Source organism: Methylocaldum sp. 14B (genome assembly GCF_002005105.1).
Classification (GTDB): domain Bacteria; phylum Pseudomonadota; class Gammaproteobacteria; order Methylococcales; family Methylococcaceae; genus Methylocaldum.
On record NZ_MSCV01000008.1, the window covers coordinates 111,225 to 134,262 of the forward strand.

Below are 23,038 nucleotides of genomic sequence, written 5' to 3' on the forward strand. Positions count from 1 at the left end.
ATATACGTATTGACGAAATATGTACCTTTCTTCGACCGTATTTATTCCACCGGTCGAAAGTTTGTAAAAGTTCGACAAAACCTCTCGCGAAAGATTCCTTACTGATAATATTTTCGGACGCCAGCCGCGAAGAGTGTCGCGAACGGCTTGTGATCACTTCCCTGCCAAGGTATAAAAGCCATAAAACAGGCTTCGGAGGAGTTGTGTCATGACTGAGGAACTCAAGTCCTCAAACAGCGATCAAGAATTGGAGAATGGGCAAGCGACAAAATCCGAATCGCAAGCTGCTCCGCGCAAGGACGCAGAGCGCCCAGAGCCTACCCGCTACGGAGATTGGGAAAAGGACGGACGGTGTATCGATTTTTAGTTTCCATGCACGCGGTTCTCGGCGCGTCCGGCAAAGATTGCTGGGCGCAGGTTTGCCATCGCAGCCAGGAACAAGACCTTAGGTGTTTCGCCAAGTTATGAGTGAGCGTCCGCTGTCGCCCCATCTTCAGATTTACCGCTTGCCGCTGACCGCGGTCTTGTCGATCACGCATCGAATAACCGGAGTGTTATTAAGCGTCGGCCTGGTTTTTTGGGCAGTGTGCCTGATGGCCGTCGCCGAGGGAGAGGCTCAGTTCGCCTGGATACAAGCCGTTCTGCGCTCGTTGCCGGGGCAATTACTGTTGTGGGCCTGGCTTTTTTCTTTGTTCTTTCATTTTTCCCATGGCGTCAGACATCTGATCTGGGACACCGGGCACGGTTTCGATCGTGACACTTTGGATCGGTATGCTTATTTGGAGTTGGTCGCTGCGGTGTTGCTGACCCTGGGGTTATTCCTACTCACATGATCACGATTTTCTAAGGGCCCATGAACTATCGATCACCGCTTGCCCGTGCCCGGGGACTCGGCTCGGCCAAACAGGGAACTCATGAATGGTGGCGGCAGCGGGTGACCTCTATCGCGCTGATTCCTCTGATATTTTGGCTTGCGCCCGTAGTCGTTTCGCTGCCTCATGCCGATTACGAGCAAGTCGTTCGGTGGATAGCGACGCCGTGGAACAGTATCTTCCTGTTGTCTTTCATCATTCTGGTCTTCTATCACGCCACGCTGGGGTTGCAGGTGGTGATGGAGGATTACATTCATACCGAATGGCTGAAAATGCTCAGCATTCTGGGCATGAAGCTGGTTTTTTCCTTTCTGGCGTTGGCGTCGCTCTATGCAACGCTGCGCATCGTGTTCATGGGGTAGCATGACCAAGGCCTACGAGATCATTCGCCATACCTATGACGCCGTGGTTGTCGGAGCCGGCGGCGCGGGTTTGCGCGCGGCGCTGGGACTGGGCGAAAAAGGTCTGAAAACGGCGTGCCTTACCAAGGTCTTTCCGACACGCAGCCACACCGTGGCGGCTCAGGGCGGTATCAGCGCCGCATTGGGCAACATGGGCGAGGACGATTGGCGCTGGCATATGTACGACACGGTGAAGGGGTCCGACTGGCTGGGCGATCAGGACGCGATCGAATACATGTGCCGCGAGGCGATTCCCGCCGTCATCGAATTGGAGCATTACGGCGTCCCTTTTTCGCGTACCGAGAACGGCAAGATTTATCAGCGCGCTTTCGGCGGCATGACCACCCATTTCGGGAAGGGCTCCGCCCAGCGCACCTGCGCGGCGGCGGACTTTACCGGCCACGCCATTCTCCATACGCTCTACCAGCAATCGCTCAGGCACAAGGTGGAGTTCTTCACCGAATACGTCACTCTGGATCTCATCATGGACGAGGGCGAATGCCGCGGGGTGCTCGCATGGCGCCTGGATGACGGAACCTTGCACCTGTTCCGCTCGCACATGACGATCCTCGCAACCGGCGGTTACGGGCGTTGCTACTTCTCCTGCACGTCCTCGCACACCACGACCGGAGACGGCAACGCCATGGTCCTGCGAGCCGGATTGCCGCTCCAGGACATGGAATTCGTGCAGTTCCATCCCACCGGGATCTACGGAGCCGGCTGCCTGGTCACCGAAGGCGTGAGAGGCGAGGGCGGTTATCTCACCAATTCCGAAGGCGAGCGTTTCATGGAGCGCTACGCGCCCCACGCCAAGGACCTGGCCTCGCGCGACGTGGTGAGCCGCGCCATGACACGGGAAATCCTGGAGGGGCGGGGTGTCGGGCCGGACAAGGATCACATCTACCTGCATCTTGAACATGTCGATCCTGCGGTAGTCGAAGAAAGGCTGCCCGGCATCAGCCAGACCGTCATGATCTTCGCCGGCGTGGATGTTACGAAGGCGCCGATTCCGGTCATTCCGACCGTCCATTACAACATGGGCGGCATTCCCACCAATTACAAGTGTGAAGTGGTCACGCTGAAGGACGGCAACCCCGAGACGCCGGTGCCCGGCTTGATGGCGATCGGCGAGGCGGCTTGCGTGTCCGTGCACGGGGCGAACCGGCTCGGGTCCAATTCCCTGCTGGATCTGGTCGTGTTCGGGCGGGCGGCGGCATTGCGTTGTGCCGAGCTGATCCAGCCCAAGCGGCTCCACAAACCGCTTCCGCCGGATGCTTACGATCCGGCGCTGGCCCGCTTCGACCGGCTGCGCTACGCCAAGGGCTCGCGGAAAACCGCGGACATCCGCCTGGCGATGCAGAGGAGCATGCAGAGCCATGCGGGCGTATTCCGGACGGGCGAGGTGCTGCAGGAAGGCGTCGACCAGTTGAAAGGCGTCATGGATTCCTTTCAGGATGTGCGCGTTTCGGATCGTTCGCTCATTTGGAATACCGATCTGGTCGAAACCCTGGAGCTCGAGAATCTTCTCGCCCAGGCCATGGTGACCATCGCCGGAGCGCTCAACCGCGAAGAGAGCCGGGGAGGGCATACCCGTGAGGACTTTCCCGAGCGGAACGACGAAAACTGGCTGAAACACTCGCTGCTGTGGCTCGATGAGCGTCACAATGTCCGTATCGATTATCGTCCGGTCCACCTGTACACCCTGACCGACGAGGTCGAAGTCATTCAGCCGCAAAAGCGGGTGTACTAGAGTAAAGGTTATGGGGCTTTTTTCACTACCCAAGAATTCTACGGTCAAACCCGGCAAGGTATATTCGGCGCCCGAGGGCGCCACCAATGTCAGGCGATTCGAAATCTACCGCTACGATCCCGAGTCCGGAGAAAATCCGCGCCTCGACGTTTTCGAGGTCGATCTGGATCGCTGCGGGCCGATGGTTCTCGACGCCATCATCAAGGTCAAGAACGAGATCGACAGCACGCTGGCGTTCCGCCGCTCCTGCCGGGAAGGCGTGTGCGGTTCGTGCGCCATGAACATCGACGGACACAACACCCTGGCTTGCACCATGGCGATCGCCGATTGCCGCGAGGTGATAAGAATTTACCCTCTGCCGCATCAGCCGGTGATCAAGGATCTGGTGCCCGATCAAACCCACTTTTTCGCCCAATATGCCTCGATTCGGCCGTGGATTCAGACTCAAACGCCGCCGCCGGCCGATCGGGAGCGTCTTCAGAGCAAGGAGGAGCGAAACCGGCTCACAGGCTATTACGAGTGCATATTGTGCGCATGCTGCTCGACGGCTTGTCCCAGTTACTGGTGGAACAGCGAACGCTACCTGGGGCCTGCGGTTTTGCTGCAAGCCTATCGGTGGATCGTGGACAGCCGGGACGAGAACACCGGCGAGCGGCTGGACGAATTGGAAGATCCGTTCAAGCTGTATCGTTGCCACACCATCATGAACTGCACGCATGTCTGTCCGAAAAATCTGAACCCGGCCAAGGCCATCGCCGAAATCAAGAAGCTCTTGATCGAGCGGCAGCGTTGAGAGAGGGTGAAAAAAACGTGGCGAGCGGCCCATATTCGCTACGAGAAGCGCAGGCGTACAGGGGGTACGTTGAGCATCGCAGGAGCGAATATGGGCCGCGCAGTAGTTCTGTTCACCCTCTCTGAGCCGATGAAAGCGGCTCAGCTCCGATGGCGCTGTCGCCGCGGCATGCGGGAACTCGATCTGCTGTTGCAGCGCTACCTGGATAGTGCTTACGATCAAGCGCCGGAAACGGAAAAATCGACCTTCATCCGGCTTCTCGATGAACCGGACGAAAGGCTTTGGCGCTATCTTTATACCGACTGCGTCCCCATAGATTCATCGCTGGCCGAGCTTGTCCTCAAAATCCGTTCCGCCTCTCCGTCTTCTTCTTAATCCGTCCCGCAGCCTGGCCGTCGCCGTGACAGCGGTTCACGCATTGGCGGCGTTTGCGTCCCTGGCCAACCCGCTGCCGGCGTGGACGAGGCTGGGGCTGCTCGGCGCCGTGTTGTTCAGTTTGTTCCTTTGTCGTAGGGAATATTCATTGAATCCGGCCGTCAGGGAACTGGTCCTCAAACCGGGAGGCGAATGCGAGATCTTCCCGCCGTCCGGTATGCAATCCGGAACCGTGCTGGACAGCAGCATCGTCACCACGTGGATAGTCATTTTGCACATTAAAACCGAAACGAAGACACACGCCGTTACGGTGTGCCGCGACGGCATGGACGCCGAGTCCTTCCGGATGCTTCGGGTCTATCTTCGCTGTCGGTATTAGTTCGCGATCGATGGGGTTCGCAGGTTCAGCCGATCCTCTACATACTGCGATTGGAAAATCAGAAAGCGCACAAGACATGATGCCGCTAAATTGCCGGAAGAATATTGAAATGGCGCTGATCGAATACGCATCCTGGCACATATTCACGGCAGCCGGTATTTCTTGCAGTAGTCCGGGTAATCTGAAACTTCTGCCGAGTTTATGGGTCGAAGTTTATAAAATCAGGCGCGTAATCTGTTATCGGATATACGTCCGAACGCGTAACATTATGGTTACGATATTCGCATGAAAGTATCTCACGCTCTTATCGTGCCGATAAACACATAAACTGGCGATCTTATGCCATGTTATAAAGTACTAGGCACGCAGAACTGTTCTACGACGACAAACGGTATCAGGAATTCAAGAGAATAGTGGGAGGCCACCTTTTTTAGGGAGAGCGTGCCCTATGCAAAAAGTATTTGGATCGACTGGATTCGAATTCGGTTTTCTGTTCGTCATGCGGGCGGAAAGAGCCATGGATCCGGAGGCTTTTGAGCCGTTTTTCAGCAGTCTTCCCGTCGACCCTTATATCAAGGGTGACTATCGTCTTCGAAAGCTATCACGGTTCAAGGTTTCTGAGGATGGCATCGTTAAAATGCCGCATGGCTTTCTTTTCCAACCCAAAGAATATAATCCCCTGGTCGGCGGTATAAAACGAGAATTTTCCGAATTGGATGAGGAGCTCGTCAATTTCGGAATGTTCAAAAGCCTACTATCGATATTCAGAGATTTTTGCAGTCTCGATATTGGTACCGAAATAGGCGTTCATCAGATACGAACCACATGCTCCCCGGATAACTTTGGAAATCCGGCGCCAGAAGGTATACACAGCGACGGTGCCGACTTTGTTTGTATCTATTCTATTGACCGGAGAAATATTCAGGGTGGGGAAACGCATCTGTACAAAAATAAAACCGGTAATCCTGTTTTTGACAAAATCTTATACCCTGGAGAACTTTTGTTGATCAACGACCGGAAGTTCTTCCACTATACCAGTCCTATCCAACCTATTGGGAAGAGCGCTGGCCACCGGGACGTATTTGTTTTGACATCTCCGAGCTTGCTTATGGATTCCCGAGAAACGGCAGTTGACCGCTGAGATGGAGCGGAAAAGTCCTCGCACATTTTTCACCGCGGTTTAGCAGTGGGCATCGCAATGTGTAGGTCGGCAATCCTTTGCCGACACCCGCCGTCGGCGAGGGCCTTTGTCGGCAAAGGATTGCCGACCTACTTCGGGCGCTAAGCCAAACTGCAAAAGCGGGAGTTTTGTGAAGCAGGTTTCCAAACGGGAGCATGGGAAACCTGCTTTACCTGCGTAGATTCCGAAGGGGGCGCTTTATTAATCAGGTCCGTAAATACCCTCCTGGTATTTCGGGCCGCCGCCCAGGCCGGTACACGCCCGGCCTGGGCTCACGCGGCTTGTCGCCGCGCCGGGGCATCCCTGCCCCGGATTAACCCGGCCTATATTTATAGGCCGGGTTAATAATCCCGATTCTTCGACGGGGCTCAGGACCCACGGTCTTAGCTTGCCCGAACCGCGACACCCGTGGTCGACTCTGTCCCGTCCGGAAGCCGCTTTAACGTACCAACCGCTCCAAGCGGCGCAGAATCCCGTCGGGTTCGGCCACCGCCATGCCGGCGATGGCATCGGCACGCGCCTGAGTGTCCGCGACCGCGTAGATTCGCAGTTCGTCGGCATTGCCGGAAGGCCGCAGATGGGCCACATCCCCGTTGCCGAATCGTATGCGTACCCCGTCGATGAAATTCAGGGTCGTAATGGCGCCGAAACCGAGATCTGCCGTGAAGAAACCGGTGAGTTCCCGCCGAATCGCATCGAGTTTAGGAATTCCCACATCCGCGGTTTCGAGTTTCCGGCCGTCTGCACTCAGCACCGAGGTACCGTCGGGCGAGAACCGAACTTCGCCGATGGCTGGCTCGGAAGGCGAGAAACGTTTGACGATCTCGAGGCCGACCGATCTCGGAAACTGCTTGAGCAGTGCGGCGCGGCTGTAGCGTTTGGGTAATGAAGCGAACAGCTCGGTTAGACCGAGTCCCTGTTCCCGGCCGGCACAAAGCACGGCGAGAATGGGCAGGACGGCGTCGCGCGTGGGCAGCGCCTTGAGGGTCTTGCCGTTCCTGAGGATATCCGAGCCGGTCAGAAATCCGCCATTGGCTTCCCAGCCGCAGACTGCTTTTTTGCCGCGCGCACGCGCGGCTTCCATGCCGGCAATGACGAACGGCGAACCGATGCGCGTCTTGGGTTCGGTGATGTCCTTGAGTGCGCCTCGGTCTATGCCATCGTTGCAGCTGATCGGCACGACCGCGGCATCTGCCCCCAAATATTCCGCCGTAATCATCCCCACCAGATCGCCCCCGAAAAAGCGTACGGCGGAGGTTTCGGGATCCACGCCGAGAATCAGCGGACGATCGCTGTCGCCATCGGTGGAGACTACGGCATCGATCCGGCCGTGTTTCGCCACGGCTTCGTCGAACAGCGTCTGAATAACCGTGAGCTGTTCCGCATTGATGTTTTCGGTATCGATCGGGACGAAGGTTTCGCTGCGCCCGGCGACGACGACCTCGGCGCCGAGTTCGCGCAGGATTTCGACCACGAGATCCCGTCCCACGGCCGAATGCTGGTACACCAGGAGGCGTAGCCCTTTCAGCGACTCGGCACCGAAGAAATCCGCATAGCGCTTGATGTAGGCGGTGGCGGCCTCGCCGCTTTCGGCGGAGAGTTCGAGGTGGCCAGCCTTGAACTGCCCCTGCTCGTCGAACAGGGAATCGGCAAAAGACTGGCCGTATAGCTTTTCCCGCACCTCCCGCACCTTTTCGTTGATGGGCTGCTCATGCTGTTTCAGCAGTTCCCCGCGCGACGTGTTGGTCTTGTAACCGTTGCGGTCGAAAGGGATGTGGCTGCCCGTCACCATGATGCTGCCCTTGCCGCGCGACACGGCATAGTAGGTCAGCGCCGGCGTCGGAATGCGGCCGAGATTCACCGGCCTCATGCCGGCGGTGCGGATGGCGCACTCGACGGCCTGGGCAAGTTCTCCGCGCCGAGGTTCCCCGTCGATGAAGCGGCTGGAACTGGGGCGCAGATCGTAGGCGAAAAAGAAATCCTCGCCGCGCACGATGCCGCCCTCGGCAAGCGGCAACGATTGCAGGTATTCGAGCTCGGCGAGGGCATTGATGAAGATTTCCAGTTGGCTGAGGTGAATCAGCAGGCCACGGCGCCCGCTGGTTCCGAATTGTAGTGTTTGCGGCTCATGCTCCAGCCGCGAACGAAGCGATTCTTCTCGAGGAATAACGGATGTCATGTTGGGCAGGTGTGTCCATGGTTCGAATATCGCCTAAGTGTTCCATCAACCGGGCGACTGGGCAAGCCGAGCGCAGATCCGACCGGGGAGAACGACGGACTTTGAAAAACTGGTCACAGGCTGATTTCAAACCAAATCGAAACCACCGCCCCGGATTCGACCGAAACGAGCGTCTCATCCTTCGCCGGCATCCTTTGTGTTAACCTGTCCGCGGCCCAATGCTAAGACCGACGAAAAACCGGTTGGCGCTCCGATGGACAGGCCGACCGTATCACAGAGGAGTCCGCCATGGCATCTTTTGATCTCGAATGGATACGTTCCCAGTTCCCGGCACTCGCTCAAGGCATCGGCAGCCAGCGCCTCGTTTTCTTCGATGGACCCGGCGGAACCCAAGTGCCTCAATCGGTGATGGATGCCATGAGCCGCTATCTGGCAACATCCAACGCCAATGCGCATGGCGCTTTCGTCACCAGCCGGCGGACCGATGAGCTGATCGCCTCGGCTCGCTCCGCAGTCGCGGATTTTTTGGGTTGCAGTGCCGATGAAGTGATCTTCGGCGCCAATATGACCACGCTCGCCTTCGCTTTCAGCCGAGCCATAGGGCGCAGCTTGAAGCCCGGCGACGAAATCGTCGTGACGCGGCTAGACCACTACGCGAATGTTTCCCCCTGGTACGCGTTGGAAGAAGTCGGCGCGGTGGTTCGTGTCGTCGATATCCATTTGGAAGACTGTACACTCGACATGAGCGACCTGGAGCGGCAGCTCAGCGAGCGGACCCGCGTGGTCGCGATCGGATATGCTTCCAACGCGGTCGGCACCGTCAACGACGTTGCTAAAGCGGTACGTCTGGCCCATGCGGTCGGCGCGCTGGTTTTCGTCGATGCGGTTCACTACGCACCGCACGGCCCGATCGACGTACGCGCTCTCGATTGCGATTTTCTCGCTTGTTCCGCCTACAAATTTTTTGGTCCGCATGTCGGCATCCTGTTCGGCAAACGCGAGCATCTCGCCCGCTTTCGGCCTTACAAAGTGCAACCGGCTCCGGATGAAGTCCCTTCGTGCTGGGAAACCGGAACCCTGAATCACGAAGGCTTGGCCGGGCTGATTGCGACGATCGATTATTTGGCGGAACTCGGCCGGCGTGTTTCGTCTTCCCCAGAAAACCGCCGCGACGCCTTGATCGTGGCGATGGAAGCAAGCCGGCGATACGAGCGTGGCCTGTCCGAACGCTTGATTCAGGACCTGTTGCAAATAACCGGCCTGAAGCTTTATGGCATAACTGACCCTGCTCGCTTCGACTGGCGAACGCCGACCGTTGCCATAACCCTAGCCGGCCACACGCCCTATGCGGTCGCCGAACGATTGGGCGATCGCGGCATCTTCACCTGGCACGGCAATTTCTATGCGCTCGGCCTTACCGAAAAATTGGGCGTCGAATCGACGGGCGGCCTGCTGCGAATCGGGCTTTTGGCCTACAACACCTTCGACGAGATCGATTGTTTGTTGAATGCGCTGGACGAAATCAGCGCCGCTTCGGCCTGAAGCGGCCGAAGCGGCACTTTTTATTTCCTGGTCAGCGTATCGTTCCGCCATTGCCGGTATGCGGGGCGATTTCTAAAACGATCCCGCGATATCGCCGATTGCTGTTTAGGACGGAATCTTCCCGGCCGTTTGCACAGCGATCACCGTTCGCGATCAAAGGTGCCGCTCCATCGACCCTATCGTCGCCGCTGTCCGTCCGTAGCGCCGTCGTCGTCGCCTTCATCATTATCGTGATCGTTGCCGCCGTCGGTCGGCGTAGCGACGGCTACCCCTGTCGGCTCCACGATATTCGGATCGGTAATGGAAGTCAGCAAGGCGCCGGTGTCGGCGTCGTACACGTTCAGGGCGTTGGCGAAGTATTCCGGGACGTACAGCTTGGTCCTGTTCGGATGCAGTGCCATTTGATCCATCCCGTAGAATCCGAACGTCACCGAAATTGGAATCGACAACTGCGGCCTGGCGCCCAATTCCGCTGTCGCGGCCTTATAAGAGAAAACATCCACGAAACCGTCGTAGCTGCTTCTGGCAAAAACCCGGTCCCCGGCCGGATCGACGAAGCCCGAAATTCCGAAGTTCCCGGATAGGGCGCTTGTATTGACTCGCTTCAACCCCGGCACCGTAAACGAGGTTATATCGCCGGACAAAGTGGTGACGACGAGACCCGAGCGACCGTCCGGGGCGCAAAAGACGTTGTTGGGTTCGTCATTGAGAGACAAGACCTCGCCGGTATCCGTTAAGGCGCCGTCGCCATCGATCGTCAGCCGGCGCACCGTCCCGCTGGTAGAGGTCGCCAGCACCGAACCGTCGCGGCAGATATCCACCGAATTGGTGTCGGAGTCCACCGATAAGGTTTGGATTTCGCGCTGGGCGGCGATATCGATGACCGAAATCGGTTGAACGGCGTTGCCATCGGACGCCACCAAATATTTGCCGTCGGGGCTGATCGACAGATCCTCGCCAAAATTGGAGATGCGAATCGGATTGGTGCCCTCGGCAAGGCGGGGAGGAGATGCGGTCAAGTCGATGACGGAAACTTCATTATTGAAGTTGGTCACAAAACCCCGTTTCTGATCCGGCGTGATGAGCACATCGCCGATGGTGCCCGGAGGTATGGGCACCGTTCCCAGCACGCTATCGGTGTCCGCATCGAATACCGTGACCGTGGATTCGGTGTTATCCGCCACCATACCGAGAGTCCTGGCGGAAACCGCGGGCGACTGTAAGGCCAAGGCCATGACCGCGCCATTGAGTACCGCCATCAGGCGCATCCTTTTTCCGTAATCGTTTGTCATGATTATCCATCCCTGTCGATGTGAGAGACAGCCGCCGTTTATGCGGCCTCCAAGTCCACGCTGCCGCTATGGCGAGACGATCCCCGATAGAAACGCCTATCCGGCACGGCCTCGCAGCCGACACACGAAGTTCGGTCGGAGAAAAAGATGTAAAACCTTTAGACAGGTTTTGCATCGGACCATTCGCATCGGACCCGAGAATTTGCGTAGAGTGCCCGTACCTTGCGGTAGACACATCTTCCAGGCAGTATGGACACCAGCGCTCTTAGGGAAGCTCTATCGTTTCGCTGGTTTTCAGGCACGACGCTGGCGTCTGTATGCGGGACGGAACGAATCGCAAACGGGCTTTGAACTTAGAGCATGACAATCGCTCTATGGGGCAATGCTGTTTGAATTACAACAAACATGTTCTCTGCGATAGTTGAGCAGCGCGGCCGGGGTAATCACGCTATGCGTCTGACAGTGCGGTTTGGGAGACACAGCGCCGCGCTGTTTGCGGTTTCCAGGGAATGAACATGGACATCGCCGTGGCCGTTCGAAAAGACCTGGGACAGACTTGCCGACCCACCGTTCGGGTGCATCCGAAAGCCGGTTTCGGACTGAACTCGGCGGCGTGGTTTCGGCGGTGGCTCGTACCGTGGAGCGTGCGACTAACGCTCTTCCTGTGCTTGATCGTGCCCTGCTTGGTCCGGGCCGAGCCGGATCGTCCTCTCGTTGTCGGATCGGAGATCGGCTTTCCGCCCTATGCCGATGTCGATGCCGAGGGCCGACCGACCGGCTTCGCCGTCGAGCTGTTCGCCGCGGCGGCTGCGGCGGTGGATATTCCCGTCACTTTCCGTCCGGGCCGATGGGACACCATCTGGCAAGCCTTAAAGGCGGGCGAACTAGATGCTCTGCCCCTGGCCGCACGCATCGACGAACGTGAAGGGCAAGTGGAATTCACCCGGCCGCATACCATCGGATACGACAGTTTCTTTGTCCGCAAGGATCGTCCGCACATTCATGCCGTCGGCCAGGCCCGCGGCCTGAGCATCATCGTCTTGCGCTCGGATGCCGCTCACCAGGCCCTCGTCAGCCGCGGCTTCACCCATCAACTGGTGATCGTCGACAATCTGGCCGACGGCTTTCGTCTGTTGGCATCGGGGCAGCACGACGCGGTGCTGGCGCCGAGGCTGCAGGGAGACATGCTGGTGCAGACGAGCGGGCTCGCCGGAGTCATCGAAGCCGGTCCGCTGCTCAGGGATTACCGGCGGGAGTTCTGCTTTGCCGTGCGCAAGGGCCATACCGAACTGCGCGACCGTCTCGACCAGGGTCTGGCCATCGTCAAGGCGAACGGGGAGTACGATCGGCTTTACAGGAAATGGCTGGGCATCTACGAAACCCCGACGTTTCCGGTCAAACACGTCGCCTGGGGCGCGGGAGCGATCGCCGTCCTGCTCGCGCTCCTGGGCCTTTGGACCAGACAACTGCGCCGGCAGGTGGCGCTCCGCACCGCGGAACTGGGCCGGGCCGTCGCGGCCGTGCAGGCGGAACGCGAGCGGCTGCATGACGTGCTGCAGGCGCTTCCGGTTTCCGTGGTATTGCTGTCGCGAGACTACCGGATCGTGTTCGCCAATCGCTTCTTCGAACAGCGCTACGGCAAGGCATTCGGGCGGCGCTGCCACGACTACCTGTTCAACCGCGCCGAGCCTTGCGAGGTCTGTGAGACTTTCAAGGTCCTGAAGACGGACGCGCCTCTGGATTGGGAGTGGACCGGCCCGGACGGTTACGACTACCAGATTCACGATTTTCCGTTTACCGACACGGATGGTTCTCCGATGATCATGGAGGTCGGCATCGATGTCACCGAGATCAATCGGGCCAAGCAGGCCCTGAGGGAAGCCAATGCGTCGCTGGAACAGCGCGTCGCCGAGCGCACGGCCGAACTGGAGGCGGCACGACGGGAAGCGGAGGAGGCACGCGACCTCTTGCACGTAACCATGGACAATGCCCCGGCCCTGATGTCCTATATCGATGCCGACGGCCGATACCGCCGCGTCAACAAGGCCTATGAGCAATGGTTCGGTTACGGCTGTAAAGAGATGTATGGGCGTCGTATCTGGGATGTCCACGGCGAAGCCGCGTGGCAGTCCCTCGCTCCTTATGTCGAGAGGGCTCTGACGGGAGAACGGGTCGCTTTCGAAATTCCGGTGTCCTACGCCGAAGGCGGAAAGCGCTGGATTCACGCCACGTACTCCCCGGATCTCGATGCGGCAGGGCGGGTCCGAGGATTCGTGGCGCACGTGGTCGACATCACCGAGCGCAAACAGGCCGAAGATGCGTTACGCGAAACCGACCGGCGCAAGGACGAATTCCTGGCCATGCTCGCCCATGAACTCCGAAATCCCCTGGCGCCGATCCGCAACGCCGTTCAAATCATGCGCAGGCTGGGGGCGGCGGATGCCAAGCTGCCATGGGCGCGAGACGTGATCGATCGCCAGGTCGAGCACTTGACCCGGCTGGTGGACGATCTCCTGGATGTCTCCCGGATCAGCCGCGGGAAGATCGAACTCAAGAAAGAACCGCTTGCCCTGGCCGATATCGTGCAGCGGGCGGTGGAGACCAGTCGGCCGCTGATCGAGGCCCGTCGGCATCGATTCGCCGTGCATCTTCCGCCGGAACCGGTCAGCGTCGAGGGCGACCTGGTCCGTCTGGCGCAGTCGGTGTCGAATCTGCTCAACAATGCCGCCAAGTACACGGACGAAGGGGGGCAGATCACTCTGACCGTCGAGCCGTCCGAATGCGATGTCACGATTCGGGTCCGCGACACCGGCCGCGGCATCGATCCCGCGCAGGCAGCCAGCCTGTTCGACCTGTTTTATCAGGTGGATCACACCCTCGACCGGGCCGAAGGAGGCCTTGGGATCGGCCTCTGCCTGGTGAAACGCCTGGTGGCGATGCACGGCGGCGACGTATGGGCTTTAAGCGAGGGACTGGGTAAGGGTAGCGAGTTTGCGATCCGCCTGCCGCGCTTGCCGGAATACCCGGCGGTTCATCCTCTTGCCGTTCGGGGCGGCGCCGGCGAGCGGCGGATCTCGCTGCTTGGGCCGTCATCTTGAGGTCGGGACGTAAGGCTTGCAATCGCCCTACGGCCAGTATCCGGTGCGGGTTGTTCGCGCCGGAAAGCCGGAGCGTTCCGGCCGGTCGGTCAATAGACCGAAGCCGGTCCGCGCTTGCCTTTCGGTACGATGGTGATCCGGGGCGGGGATGCCGGACTTTGGTTCTTGTCGAGATATCGTCCGTCGCCGATGACGGAACCGGGCGGAATGATGTTGTAGCGATCGACGATGGTCCGGCGAAGTTTCGAGCCCCGGCCGATGACGGTGTAATCCATGATGATGCACTCGTCGATATCCGCGTCCGGCTCGACGATCACTTCGCGCCGAATCACCGAACGGTTGATCCTGGCGCCCCGGATAATGGTGCCCGCGCCGAGAATGCTGTTCCGGACTTCGCCGTCGATGATGCGGGTGTCCGGGCCGAGATAATTGTCGGAATAGATCGGCCAGCTCGGATTGAAAATTTCAAAGCGCGGCTCCTCGCCCAGCATATCCATATGGGCCGCGAAATAAGCGTCGATCGTGCCGACATCGCGCCAGTAAGGCTGCTCTTCGTACGGTTTGATTCCGGGGACCTGGTTCAAGGCGAAATCGTAAACGCACACCTTATGCGTGTGGATCAGCCGCGGCAGGACGTCCCGCCCGAAATCCTGTTCGCTGCACGGCCGAATGGCTTTGAGCGTGTCGATCAATACCTCGGTGCTGAAGATGTAATTGCCCATGGACGCGAGCGCTCTCCGGGGATTGCCGGGCATCGGCCTCGGACTGGCCGGTTTTTCCTCGAACTCCGCCACCCGCCCGGCATGATCGGGACGGATGATGCCGAAGGCCGAGCATTGCTCCAGCGGCATGGGCAGAGCGGCGACGGTGACATCCGCGTGTTGATCGAGATGAAAGCGGACCATTTGATTGATGTCCATGCGATAGACGTGATCGGACCCGAACACGGCCACCACGTCGGGGCGGTGATGATCGATCAGCCCCAGATTCTGGTGGACCGCATCGGCGGTGCTTTGGAACCAGTCCGGTCCGTCCCGCATCTGGGGAGGCACGACGGTGACGAAATGTCCCGCAATCAAATGAGATATCGACCAAGCCCTGCGCACATGCTCGATCAAGGATTGGGACTTGTATTGGACGAGCAGGTAAATCGAATGGATTTCGGAGTTGACCAGATTGCTCAGCACGAAATCCACGATGCGATACCGGCCGCCGAACGGAACCGCCGGTTTCGAACGTTCAGCCGTGAGTGGAAGAAGGCGGTTGCCCGCGCCGCCGGCCAAGACCATGGCCAAGACTTTGGGGGGCGCCATTGTTAGGCCTCTGTTGTTTTAGTTGAACAGCTTGGATAGCAAACGAACACGATTCTCTTTCCGGATGTCCCTGGCAATACGGACGATTACTGACGGCTAGCCCGCATTTCTCACACCTCTTCGTCGCGAGGGCGTCGAGGCGCGCCGCACGGACCGAGCGACGGCGTAGTGGTAGGTCGGCAATCCTTTGCCGACGAATGTGTGTCGGCAAAGGATTCCCGACCTACGACGTCGAGCCGGCGAGAGGGGCGAGGCGGAGAAGCCCATCCTCCGCTGAAGGATGGGCCCGCCGAGCGGGCGGCCAAGGAAGTCCGCCCTGGACGTTGTGCGCAACCGGAGGGCGCAGCGCAAAGACGGTGCGCCACAGCGAGCGAAGCGACCGTTTGCGATTGGAAGGGTCGCGACTAAAGCGACCGTTTGCGATTGGAAGGGGGACTTTGGTGCTCCCAAAGTTCCCGTTTGCGATTGGAAGGGTCGTCCTGGCGCTCCCAGGACGACCGTTTGCGATTGGAGGGATGTGAGATATGCGGGCTGGACCTTGTCGGCAATTTCCGCCACGATTTGCCTCCTTATGAACGCGACGGGTTCGGTATGTCTCGGCAGAGACCTGCTCGAGGAACGCTTTAACTGGTACCAGACTCCAAGCCAGGTCTTTAACCGATCCATATCCCTAAGGTATCAACGCGATGTCCATGTTCAGGTTTTTGCCCGGAATCCTCGTCGTGGAAGCGGCGACGGTCGGCGTGGTAATGGCGGCGAGAGGGGCTTCCGGCGAGACGGACTGGGTTCCGCTCGGGTTGCTCGCCTTCATCATCACGCTGCTGATTTCCGTGTGGTTCGGCTCTATCGCCGATCATGTGAAGAAAGACGCACTGGCCGAAGCCCGGAACAGCTTTGCCCGAGAACGGGAGAATCTCTTGGTCGCCGCGGAAACCGATAAGCGGGCGACGCTCGAGGAAACTCATCAGCGGCTGGTCCGCGAAGTGAGCCGTGCCAACCGCAGGGCCAATATCAAACTCGGCCTCGGACTTTTCGCTCTCCTGAGCGTTGGAGCGATCCTTTTGGCTATCGAGTTGGTGACGGTGGGTTTGCTGACGTTCGCCGCTGCCGGCGGCGCGGTCGCGGGTTATCTCGTTCGCAGCCGGCAGGACTCCCTGGCGTACCAGCAGAAGACTGGCCAAGGCGCGCCGCCTCAGCTCGATCGCGTGATCGAGGTCAAGCAGGCGAAACCGATGTCGCGCCGCCTCATTCGGCAGAGACGTCGGGACGAAGAGAATGATGGGCGTTAGACGGTATGTGGGAGCGGGCTTCAGCCCGCGACTGAAGGCGCCGAACAGATCGCAGGTCGGCAATCCTTTGCCGACAAGGCCCGCTTGCCGACCCAGGGTGTCGGGAAGGGATTCCCGACCTACTATAGCCAGGAAGTGCTATACCAGACCGGAAAATGTGGGAGCCGTGCGCCGCTTTAGCGGATGCACGACATATACCGCCTTCGCTACAGGCGAGCTCCGGCCGACGGCCGTTTACACCGGATCACGATCGTTTTTTCGACGATGGGCGCCGTTTTTCCCTGCCGGATGGCTCCCGTCACCATATCGAAAATTTCATTCATCTGCCGTTCGTCGTTTAAACCGATTTCGTCGTATCCCCGCGTCCCGCAGAGATCGCCGGCCTTCCGATAGCAGCTGTCTTTCGCGAGCCCTCGCTCTTCGCAGGTGATCTGATAGGCCGGTTCGCCGCTGGGCAAATAAATGGACCTTGCGGTCGGCTCCGACAACGAGTGGGCGCATCCCGTCAGCCCGGAGATCAAGCACATCATGCCCAGCCGCTTTTTCATGGATTCGCGCCTCGCGTAAGCCTGGAGTTCCTTAGGAATTATATTTCACTCGGAGCTTTGAGCGGTCTTCGCCTCGATGTATTTCCGGTGCGAGTCCAGATAAGTCGTTCGAACCAGCTCCCGCGCCGCCGCCCATGATCCGAAGCCTTCGGAGAAACCCGGTACGACCGGGTCGAGCGTCAGCCGGGCCGTGCCGATCAAATGCAGAATCAGATCGAGCGGGTCCTCGTCGCCGACGGCGACGCGAATGGTGGTCGGCGAGATGCCGGCTTCGCGCAGCGCTTTTTCGTCCAGCTCCGAATGCGTGGTCAGGGCGGGGCAGGCCACGATCGTGTTGCTCTGGCCGAGGCTGATCATATGGCCGAAAGTCGGCGAGAGGTTGTCGAAGAACCGCTGGAAAGCTTCCCGAGGCAAATCGCCCATATCCAGGGTGAACAGCGGCGCGGGCAGCCCGAGCGTCGCGGTCCTCTTCATGATCTCGCGGTTGGGATTGTCGGGCAGCGCGTTGCAGTGGACCGTGATATTCGGATGGGCGGCCAAGAATCGAGCGAGTATCTGCGTGTTGATGCATTTCTTGAGCATGCGCACATCCAGCGTACGCAGTCCCTGGAGTACGTCGAAAGCGGCATCGGCGTTGAGAAACGCGCCCTTGACGTAATACACGTTCCAGAACAGGGTTTCGTTCCACGGAACGCCGTTCATCGAATCGCCTTTGGGGGTGAACATGTCTTCGTTGCGCCCGATGACGACGCCGGCGATAACCGAGCCGCTGCCGGAAAGATCCTTGGTATAACTGTGGATGACGAAATCCGGGCGTTCCGCGCGATCTTTGCGCTGCAGCGGGGTGTAGAGGAAGGGTGTGCCGACGGTGGAATCGAGAATGATGCGCAGTCCGAGCCGGTGGGCTTCCCGGCAGATGGCCGGCACGTCCAGCACATAGCCGTGCGGGTTGCACGGCGATTCGAGGTAGACGTAGGCGCGCCGCCCGGCCGAGAAACGGTCGGCGTATCCGGCGAGAGCACGCTGCCAGGCTTTCAGGAAATCGTCGACGGTATAGCCGTCGAAGGTTTCGACGGCGATTTCCAGGTTCGCAGATTTAGCGAACCAGTGGTGGATGAGCTGATGAGTGCCGCCGTAGACATTACGGCTGGTGATCAGAATGTCGTCGCGTCCGAGAACGTGCGACAGCACTCCGTCGATGGCGGCCATTCCGCTGTTGAAGTTCCAGGCGAAATACTCGTTAGCATAAGGTCCGGCTTCAAGATCGACGATGTGATGGGCCAATGCGATCGATGTCGGGTTAAGCAGTCGCGAATAGATTTCCAGAAGCCGCTCCTTGCCCTGGAAGGCGTCTTCTATCCACTCGGCGCAGGCGTAGACGTACGTCGCCGTGCGGGTAATGACCGGATTCGCGGAGAAAATCGCGGGAACGTTGTCGAAGACGCTGTAAGGTCCTTTGCTGGCGGTCGTCGCGGTACTGTAATTCAGGCTCTGGTAACAGCGCCGGTTAGGGCGCTGCAAGTTGTCGAGCAATTTCGCCAGTTGAAACGAGAGGAACTTTTTCGCGTTGAAATAGGCGATCCGGTCGGAACGATCCAGGCTTTGGACAGTCTCCGCGGTTTCGACCCAAAGCCGGTCGATATCGGCGCAGCTCTCGTACATCCGCCGCGACACGCGTGCCAGCGTTTGGCCGAAAGTCGTTTGGGGATCGATGCCGAAATGGGCGAGCTGCTCCTCTACCAGTTCATCGAGCGAGCGAGCCGCCGTCGATTTCCGTCGTGGCGAGAGAATGCGCAGGCGATCGATGCTCTCGAAGGCATCGCCCGGCTGCGCCGGTTCACGGGGCCTCGGAGGCGAAGCTAATCCGGTGTTGTCCATAATTCGACTCTTCCTCTTGATCTAGCTTGCAATGAGGCGACAGCCGATCGGTCGCCTTCGGCAATCATTAGACCAAATCGGCGGTCGATCCGCTCGCATAAGGTGCTGTTGTGCCCCTGTTTGGGGCGGGAAGGGACTAGTTCGGTAAATGTGTTCGTCTCCCGTGGTCTGCTCGACGGCTCTTGCAGGCACTTCGCCGATTTTTGCGGATCGTCGCACGAGTACCTGTCACTTTTCGGTACACTAACCCAGTCGTGATGTCCTGGCCGAGGGCGAGGATGGCATCGCAACCAACCCCGTGCGAGCTCCAAGCAGTAGCCGTTCCGAACGGTTCGGCAGATGGAGCGGGGTATCGCCGCCGCAGGTCGAATTTTTCAGACCGCGCGAAAGTTCCCCTTGCGCGATGACTGGCATGAGGCAAATCCGTTGATCGCCTATATCCCCACATATGCACAGTCTGAGTTTGCTTGAAAATATCGCCGCTACGCTGAGCTTCGCGTTTCTGGGCGGGCTGATCGTTCAACGCATAGGCCTGCCGCCCATCGTGGGTTATCTGCTGGCGGGCGTCGTCATTGGTCCTTTTACGCCAGGGTATTTAGCCGATCCCGAAACCATCAACCAATTGGCCGAATTGGGCATCGTCTTTCTGATGTTCGGCGTGGGCCTTCATTTTTCCTTCGCGGATCTGTGGAAAGTGCGCGACATCGCCGTCGTGGGCACGCTGGGACAAATGCTGACCATGCTGGCTTTGGGGTTCGGGCTCAGCCAGCTCTGGGGCTGGACGCCCATGGCGGGGTTGGTGTTGGGTTTCGTGCTTTCCATCGCCAGCACTATCGTCATGCTGCGCGGTTTCATGGACCGCGGCTGGCTGAATACCCCGGACGGACAGGTCGCGGTCGGCTGGCGGGTCATGGAGGACATCGCCACCGTTCTGATCATCATGATCATGCCTAACCTGGCTGACACCGGAGAATCCATAAATTGGAACACCCTCGGCCTGGCTTTGCTGTCCGCTTTAGGCTTTCTCGTGTTCATGTTGTTCGTGGGCACGCGCTTCATTCCCTGGCTGTTGCTGCGGGTGGCCCATACCCGCTCCCGTGAACTCTTCGTTTTGGCCATCCTGGCGATCTCTTTGGGAATTGCCCTGGGCGCCTCGCAGTTGTTCGGCGTTTCGTTGGCATTGGGCGCTTTCGTCGCGGGCGCGGTGGTCAGCGAATCGCCGCTCAGTCATCGCATCACATCCGATCTGCTGCCGTTCCGGGAGGCCTTTTCCGTCCTGTTCTTCGTATCCGTCGGCATGCTTCTGGATCCGGGCTTTCTGGTGCAGCACCTCGAACCGGTCCTCATTCTCACCGGTCTGGTGGTCATCGGAAAGTTCATCGTCTCGGGGCTTTGGGTCTTGCCGTTCCCTCGACCGGCCCGCACCGCTCTCGTCGTGGCGGCGGGCTCGTGTCAGATCGGCGAATTTTCCTTCATTCTGGATCAGACCGGGCTGCGCCTCGGGTTTCTCGACGAGGGGCAACATTCGACGATTCTGGCGGCTGCATTGCTATCCATCGTCGTCAATCCGCTCATGCTGCACGCAGTCGACCCGCTGCAGCGCAGTTTGCGGGCCATCCGGCCACTGTGGCGATGGCTGAATCGGCACGGCTCGACGCAGACGCCGGTGGAGGACTCCGTGGCCGATCATGTGGTGGTGGTCGGCTACGGGCGGGTCGGTTCGCACATCGTCGATATCATGGGCGAACTGGGGATTCCTTATTTGGTGATCGATTCCCGCATCCACCGGATCGAACGGTTGTCGAAAAGGGGCATTCCCACGCTCCTGGGCGATACCGCCAATTCCGACATTCTGACTCACGCCGCGCTGCACCGGGCCCGTCTGCTCGTGGTGACCTTGTCCGAGGAAGCCGCCACCGAACTGACGGTTGCGGCAGCCCGGGACATCGCCCCGGACCTTCCGATCATCGCTCGCGCCGCAACCCGGGCCGGCGTCAAACGGCTTTCCGACTTGGGTGCGCAACTGGTGATCCATCCGGAGCTCGAAGGCAGTTTGCAGGTGATCCGGCACACCTTGTTGCAGCTGGGGTTTCCGTTGCATGAAGTGCGGCATTACGCGGACACGGTTCGGCGCGAGCACTACGATGCGCTGGTCAAGGCACACGGCGAGCACGCGCTGCTGAGAGACTTGCTCGATGCCCACGAGTTGATCGACATTTCCTGGCGAAAAATACCCGCGGAAAGCCCGATGGTAGGGCAGACACTGGGCGAAGCTGCGTTCCGGGCGCGCACCGGCGCAAACGTGGTGGCCATCAAACGCAAGAACGAACTCGTGGTGAACCCGTCCACCCAGACCGTATTTCTTCCGGGGGACCGCATCGGCCTGCTCGGAAATCCTGAGCAGATCGAGGCTGTCGAGCGGTTATTGGCTGCGCATCAGCAAGCTTGAATCGATGTGAGGTAAGCCGGAAAAAGAGGACATCAAAGTTTCAAACTATGCGATGGAAGTGTTGAATGCAAAAGTTACCGAAAGGAACGTATACCAAAGAACCCGCGAACAGGCGGTGAAATTGGTGTTAGGAGAAGGGTTATTGTTGCGAGAGGCCGGCGTGCGGCTTTTTTGACTATCCACAGATTCCGTGGACAACCTTGTGGATAAGTGTGGGGGTAAAACGGACGGGACCTGATCTCACGGGGCTTTAAGTTAGCCTGGCTAGGTTTTTTTCAGGTCCTGGTTTCGCAGCAAGATAAAACGTAAGTAGTTGATTCTGAGGTTTTAATTTATTACGAAATAATGAATTAATAATTTACGGGGAGCAGTGATAAGTCGCCGCTTGCTGAAGTTCCTGTCAAGTCTTGACAGTGGATAAACTTTCAAGCTGGTATCCCGAACGGAACTACATGCATCAGAAAAGCGCCGCCGCAGCCGTTGGCCAAAAACGCCCGGGCGCGGTTGACGAATTCCGCACTTTGCCGGAAAGTTGTTCTCTGGGTCGCGGCGGGTAAGGGAAATGCCTATTGGTCGCTAGTCGGAAATGAGTTGCCCTCCTAGCGTCCGAGCGTTCGGTCATAATCGAATAACACTATGAGTTCACGAAAACACCCGGCAAACGGCGGTCTCGTATATTCCACCGAATTTGGACGGATGTGCCCGGCCTGTCGCAAACCCGTCGCCGAATGCCGTTGCAAGAAAGACCCGCCGGCGCCGAAATCGGACGGCATCGTGCGGGTGCGCCTGGAAACCAAGGGACGCAAAGGCAAGGGCGTGACGGTAATCACGGGGGTTCCGCTGGACGCCACGGCGCTTGAAAACTTGGGCAAACAGCTCAAGCAGCGCTGCGGTTCCGGCGGGACCGTCAAGGACGGCGTCATCGAGATTCAGGGAGACCATCGCGAACGGGTCGTAGAAGACCTGTCCAAACAGGGCTGGACCGTCAAGCGGTCAGGTGGCTGAATCAATCACCGTCTCGGTCGATGAATATCCGGCAATGCACCACTTTAATGCTATTAGCATTCGATGATATTCTTCTGCTATGCTCTACTTCTAAGCCCTATTTCTCACATTTTGCCGCAGCCAGTGCATCGTACGGACCGCGCGGCAGGAGAAGAGAGAAATGCGGGCTAATATTGTCGGGAGGCAGACCCGCGATTCTTGATGCGTTTTCCGCCATCAATTTATCCCGCCTTATGGAACACGACTTGCATCAATCGGGACAGAAAGGGTCGAAGGCATAACGCCTGTCATTTTTCCATACTGGAAGAGACGATATTTCGCCGTTGGGTGATCTTTTGGTGCGCGGCAATGCCGAGGACCGGCATTCCGTGTCGAAACTTTGGAGCCATTGTATGTACGCCATATTGATAATCCTGTTCGCACTCTTGCAAGTCGCAGATGGAATAGTGACTTACTTCGGGCTGAGCTTTTCCGGTTTGGAAGAAGCGAATCCTGTTCTTAATTTTTCCGCCGAACTGGTGGGGCTCGGATATTCGATTGTCCTGATCAAGGCCGCGGGCCTAGCGTTCATCGCGTTTTTATTCAGCGACCGGCATAAGGTGAGAAGCCGCTGGATCAAGGCGACCCTGACTTCGTCCGTTGCCTTTTACAGCTGGGTCGTGACGAACAATGTGATGTTGGTTATCGAGGCGTAG

Annotated in this window: 19 protein-coding genes; 14 read left to right on the forward strand and 5 right to left on the reverse strand. The window is 58.7% G+C overall.

Annotated features, from left to right (window positions below):
* Positions 1-208: 208 nt before the first annotated feature.
* The 8 genes from B2A78_RS07830 to B2A78_RS07865 all read left to right on the forward strand — a co-directional run bounded on the left by B2A78_RS07830 (position 209) and on the right by B2A78_RS07865 (position 5,711).
* A complete protein-coding gene (locus B2A78_RS07830) occupies positions 209-367 on the forward strand; it encodes a DUF1674 domain-containing protein (protein WP_077729371.1) in 159 nt (52 codons plus the stop codon).
* A 97-nt stretch (positions 368-464) separates the two neighbouring features.
* On the forward strand, positions 465-833 hold the full coding sequence (sdhC, locus tag B2A78_RS07835) for a succinate dehydrogenase, cytochrome b556 subunit (protein ID WP_077729372.1): 369 nt from the start codon (positions 465-467) through the stop codon (positions 831-833).
* A 20-nt stretch (positions 834-853) separates the two neighbouring features.
* A complete protein-coding gene (gene sdhD, locus B2A78_RS07840; RefSeq protein ID WP_077729373.1) occupies positions 854-1,234 on the forward strand; it encodes a succinate dehydrogenase, hydrophobic membrane anchor protein in 381 nt (126 codons plus the stop codon).
* Position 1,235: 1 nt separating this feature from the next.
* Positions 1,236-3,023: a succinate dehydrogenase flavoprotein subunit gene (sdhA, locus tag B2A78_RS07845; protein WP_077729374.1), complete on the forward strand. Its 1,788-nt coding sequence runs from the start codon at positions 1,236-1,238 to the stop codon at positions 3,021-3,023.
* Between the two features lie 10 nt (positions 3,024-3,033).
* Positions 3,034-3,816 (forward strand): succinate dehydrogenase iron-sulfur subunit, encoded by a 783-nt coding sequence (locus tag B2A78_RS07850; protein WP_077729375.1) that lies wholly within the window; start codon positions 3,034-3,036, stop codon positions 3,814-3,816.
* A gap of 90 nt (positions 3,817-3,906) precedes the next feature.
* Positions 3,907-4,191 (forward strand): succinate dehydrogenase assembly factor 2, encoded by a 285-nt coding sequence (locus tag B2A78_RS07855; protein ID WP_240502445.1) that lies wholly within the window; start codon positions 3,907-3,909, stop codon positions 4,189-4,191.
* A gap of 25 nt (positions 4,192-4,216) precedes the next feature.
* On the forward strand, positions 4,217-4,570 hold the full coding sequence (locus tag B2A78_RS07860; protein ID WP_143735103.1) for a protein YgfX: 354 nt from the start codon (positions 4,217-4,219) through the stop codon (positions 4,568-4,570).
* 448 nt (positions 4,571-5,018) lie between these two features.
* Positions 5,019-5,711 carry a 2OG-Fe dioxygenase family protein gene (locus B2A78_RS07865; protein ID WP_077729379.1) on the forward strand — a complete coding sequence of 231 codons (693 nt, stop codon included), beginning with the start codon at positions 5,019-5,021 and terminating at the stop codon, positions 5,709-5,711.
* A gap of 478 nt (positions 5,712-6,189) precedes the next feature.
* Here B2A78_RS07865 and B2A78_RS07870 read toward each other — a convergent pair whose 3' ends face one another.
* Entirely contained in the window at positions 6,190-7,929 is a 1,740-nt protein-coding gene (locus tag B2A78_RS07870; RefSeq protein ID WP_077729381.1) for a hypothetical protein, read from the reverse strand.
* A 288-nt stretch (positions 7,930-8,217) separates the two neighbouring features.
* On the opposite strand from B2A78_RS07870, the gene B2A78_RS07875 reads away from it, so the two are divergent.
* On the forward strand, positions 8,218-9,471 hold the full coding sequence (locus tag B2A78_RS07875; protein WP_077729383.1) for a cysteine desulfurase-like protein: 1,254 nt from the start codon (positions 8,218-8,220) through the stop codon (positions 9,469-9,471).
* 176 nt (positions 9,472-9,647) lie between these two features.
* On the opposite strand, the gene B2A78_RS07880 is transcribed toward B2A78_RS07875, so the two are convergent.
* The gene (locus B2A78_RS07880) at positions 9,648-10,763 is read right to left on the reverse strand and encodes a hypothetical protein (protein WP_143735104.1); all 1,116 of its coding nucleotides are present in this window, start codon (positions 10,761-10,763) and stop codon (positions 9,648-9,650) included.
* Positions 10,764-11,272: 509 nt separating this feature from the next.
* Between B2A78_RS07880 and B2A78_RS07885 the strand changes: the two genes are divergently transcribed.
* Positions 11,273-13,861 carry a transporter substrate-binding domain-containing protein gene (locus B2A78_RS07885; protein ID WP_240502446.1) on the forward strand — a complete coding sequence of 863 codons (2,589 nt, stop codon included), beginning with the start codon at positions 11,273-11,275 and terminating at the stop codon, positions 13,859-13,861.
* An 89-nt stretch (positions 13,862-13,950) separates the two neighbouring features.
* Here the strand turns inward: B2A78_RS07885 and glgC are convergent, their stop codons facing one another.
* A complete protein-coding gene (gene glgC / locus B2A78_RS07890) occupies positions 13,951-15,174 on the reverse strand; it encodes a glucose-1-phosphate adenylyltransferase (protein WP_077729387.1) in 1,224 nt (407 codons plus the stop codon).
* A 692-nt stretch (positions 15,175-15,866) separates the two neighbouring features.
* Here glgC and B2A78_RS07895 point away from each other — a divergent pair.
* Positions 15,867-16,463: a hypothetical protein gene (locus tag B2A78_RS07895; RefSeq protein WP_077729389.1), complete on the forward strand. Its 597-nt coding sequence runs from the start codon at positions 15,867-15,869 to the stop codon at positions 16,461-16,463.
* Positions 16,464-16,669: 206 nt separating this feature from the next.
* Here the strand turns inward: B2A78_RS07895 and B2A78_RS07900 are convergent, their stop codons facing one another.
* Positions 16,670-17,011 carry a hypothetical protein gene (locus B2A78_RS07900; RefSeq protein WP_077729391.1) on the reverse strand — a complete coding sequence of 114 codons (342 nt, stop codon included), beginning with the start codon at positions 17,009-17,011 and terminating at the stop codon, positions 16,670-16,672.
* Positions 17,012-17,056: 45 nt separating this feature from the next.
* The gene (locus B2A78_RS07905) at positions 17,057-18,889 is read right to left on the reverse strand and encodes a PLP-dependent transferase (RefSeq protein ID WP_077729393.1); all 1,833 of its coding nucleotides are present in this window, start codon (positions 18,887-18,889) and stop codon (positions 17,057-17,059) included.
* Positions 18,890-19,352: 463 nt separating this feature from the next.
* Here B2A78_RS07905 and B2A78_RS07910 point away from each other — a divergent pair, with 463 nt between their 5' ends.
* From B2A78_RS07910 to B2A78_RS07920, 3 genes are all read left to right on the forward strand, one after another.
* Entirely contained in the window at positions 19,353-21,338 is a 1,986-nt protein-coding gene (locus B2A78_RS07910) for a cation:proton antiporter (protein ID WP_205780700.1), read from the forward strand.
* A 636-nt stretch (positions 21,339-21,974) separates the two neighbouring features.
* Positions 21,975-22,343 carry a translation initiation factor Sui1 gene (locus B2A78_RS07915; protein WP_077729397.1) on the forward strand — a complete coding sequence of 123 codons (369 nt, stop codon included), beginning with the start codon at positions 21,975-21,977 and terminating at the stop codon, positions 22,341-22,343.
* Between the two features lie 392 nt (positions 22,344-22,735).
* Positions 22,736-23,038: a DUF5658 family protein gene (locus B2A78_RS07920; RefSeq protein ID WP_143735105.1), complete on the forward strand. Its 303-nt coding sequence runs from the start codon at positions 22,736-22,738 to the stop codon at positions 23,036-23,038.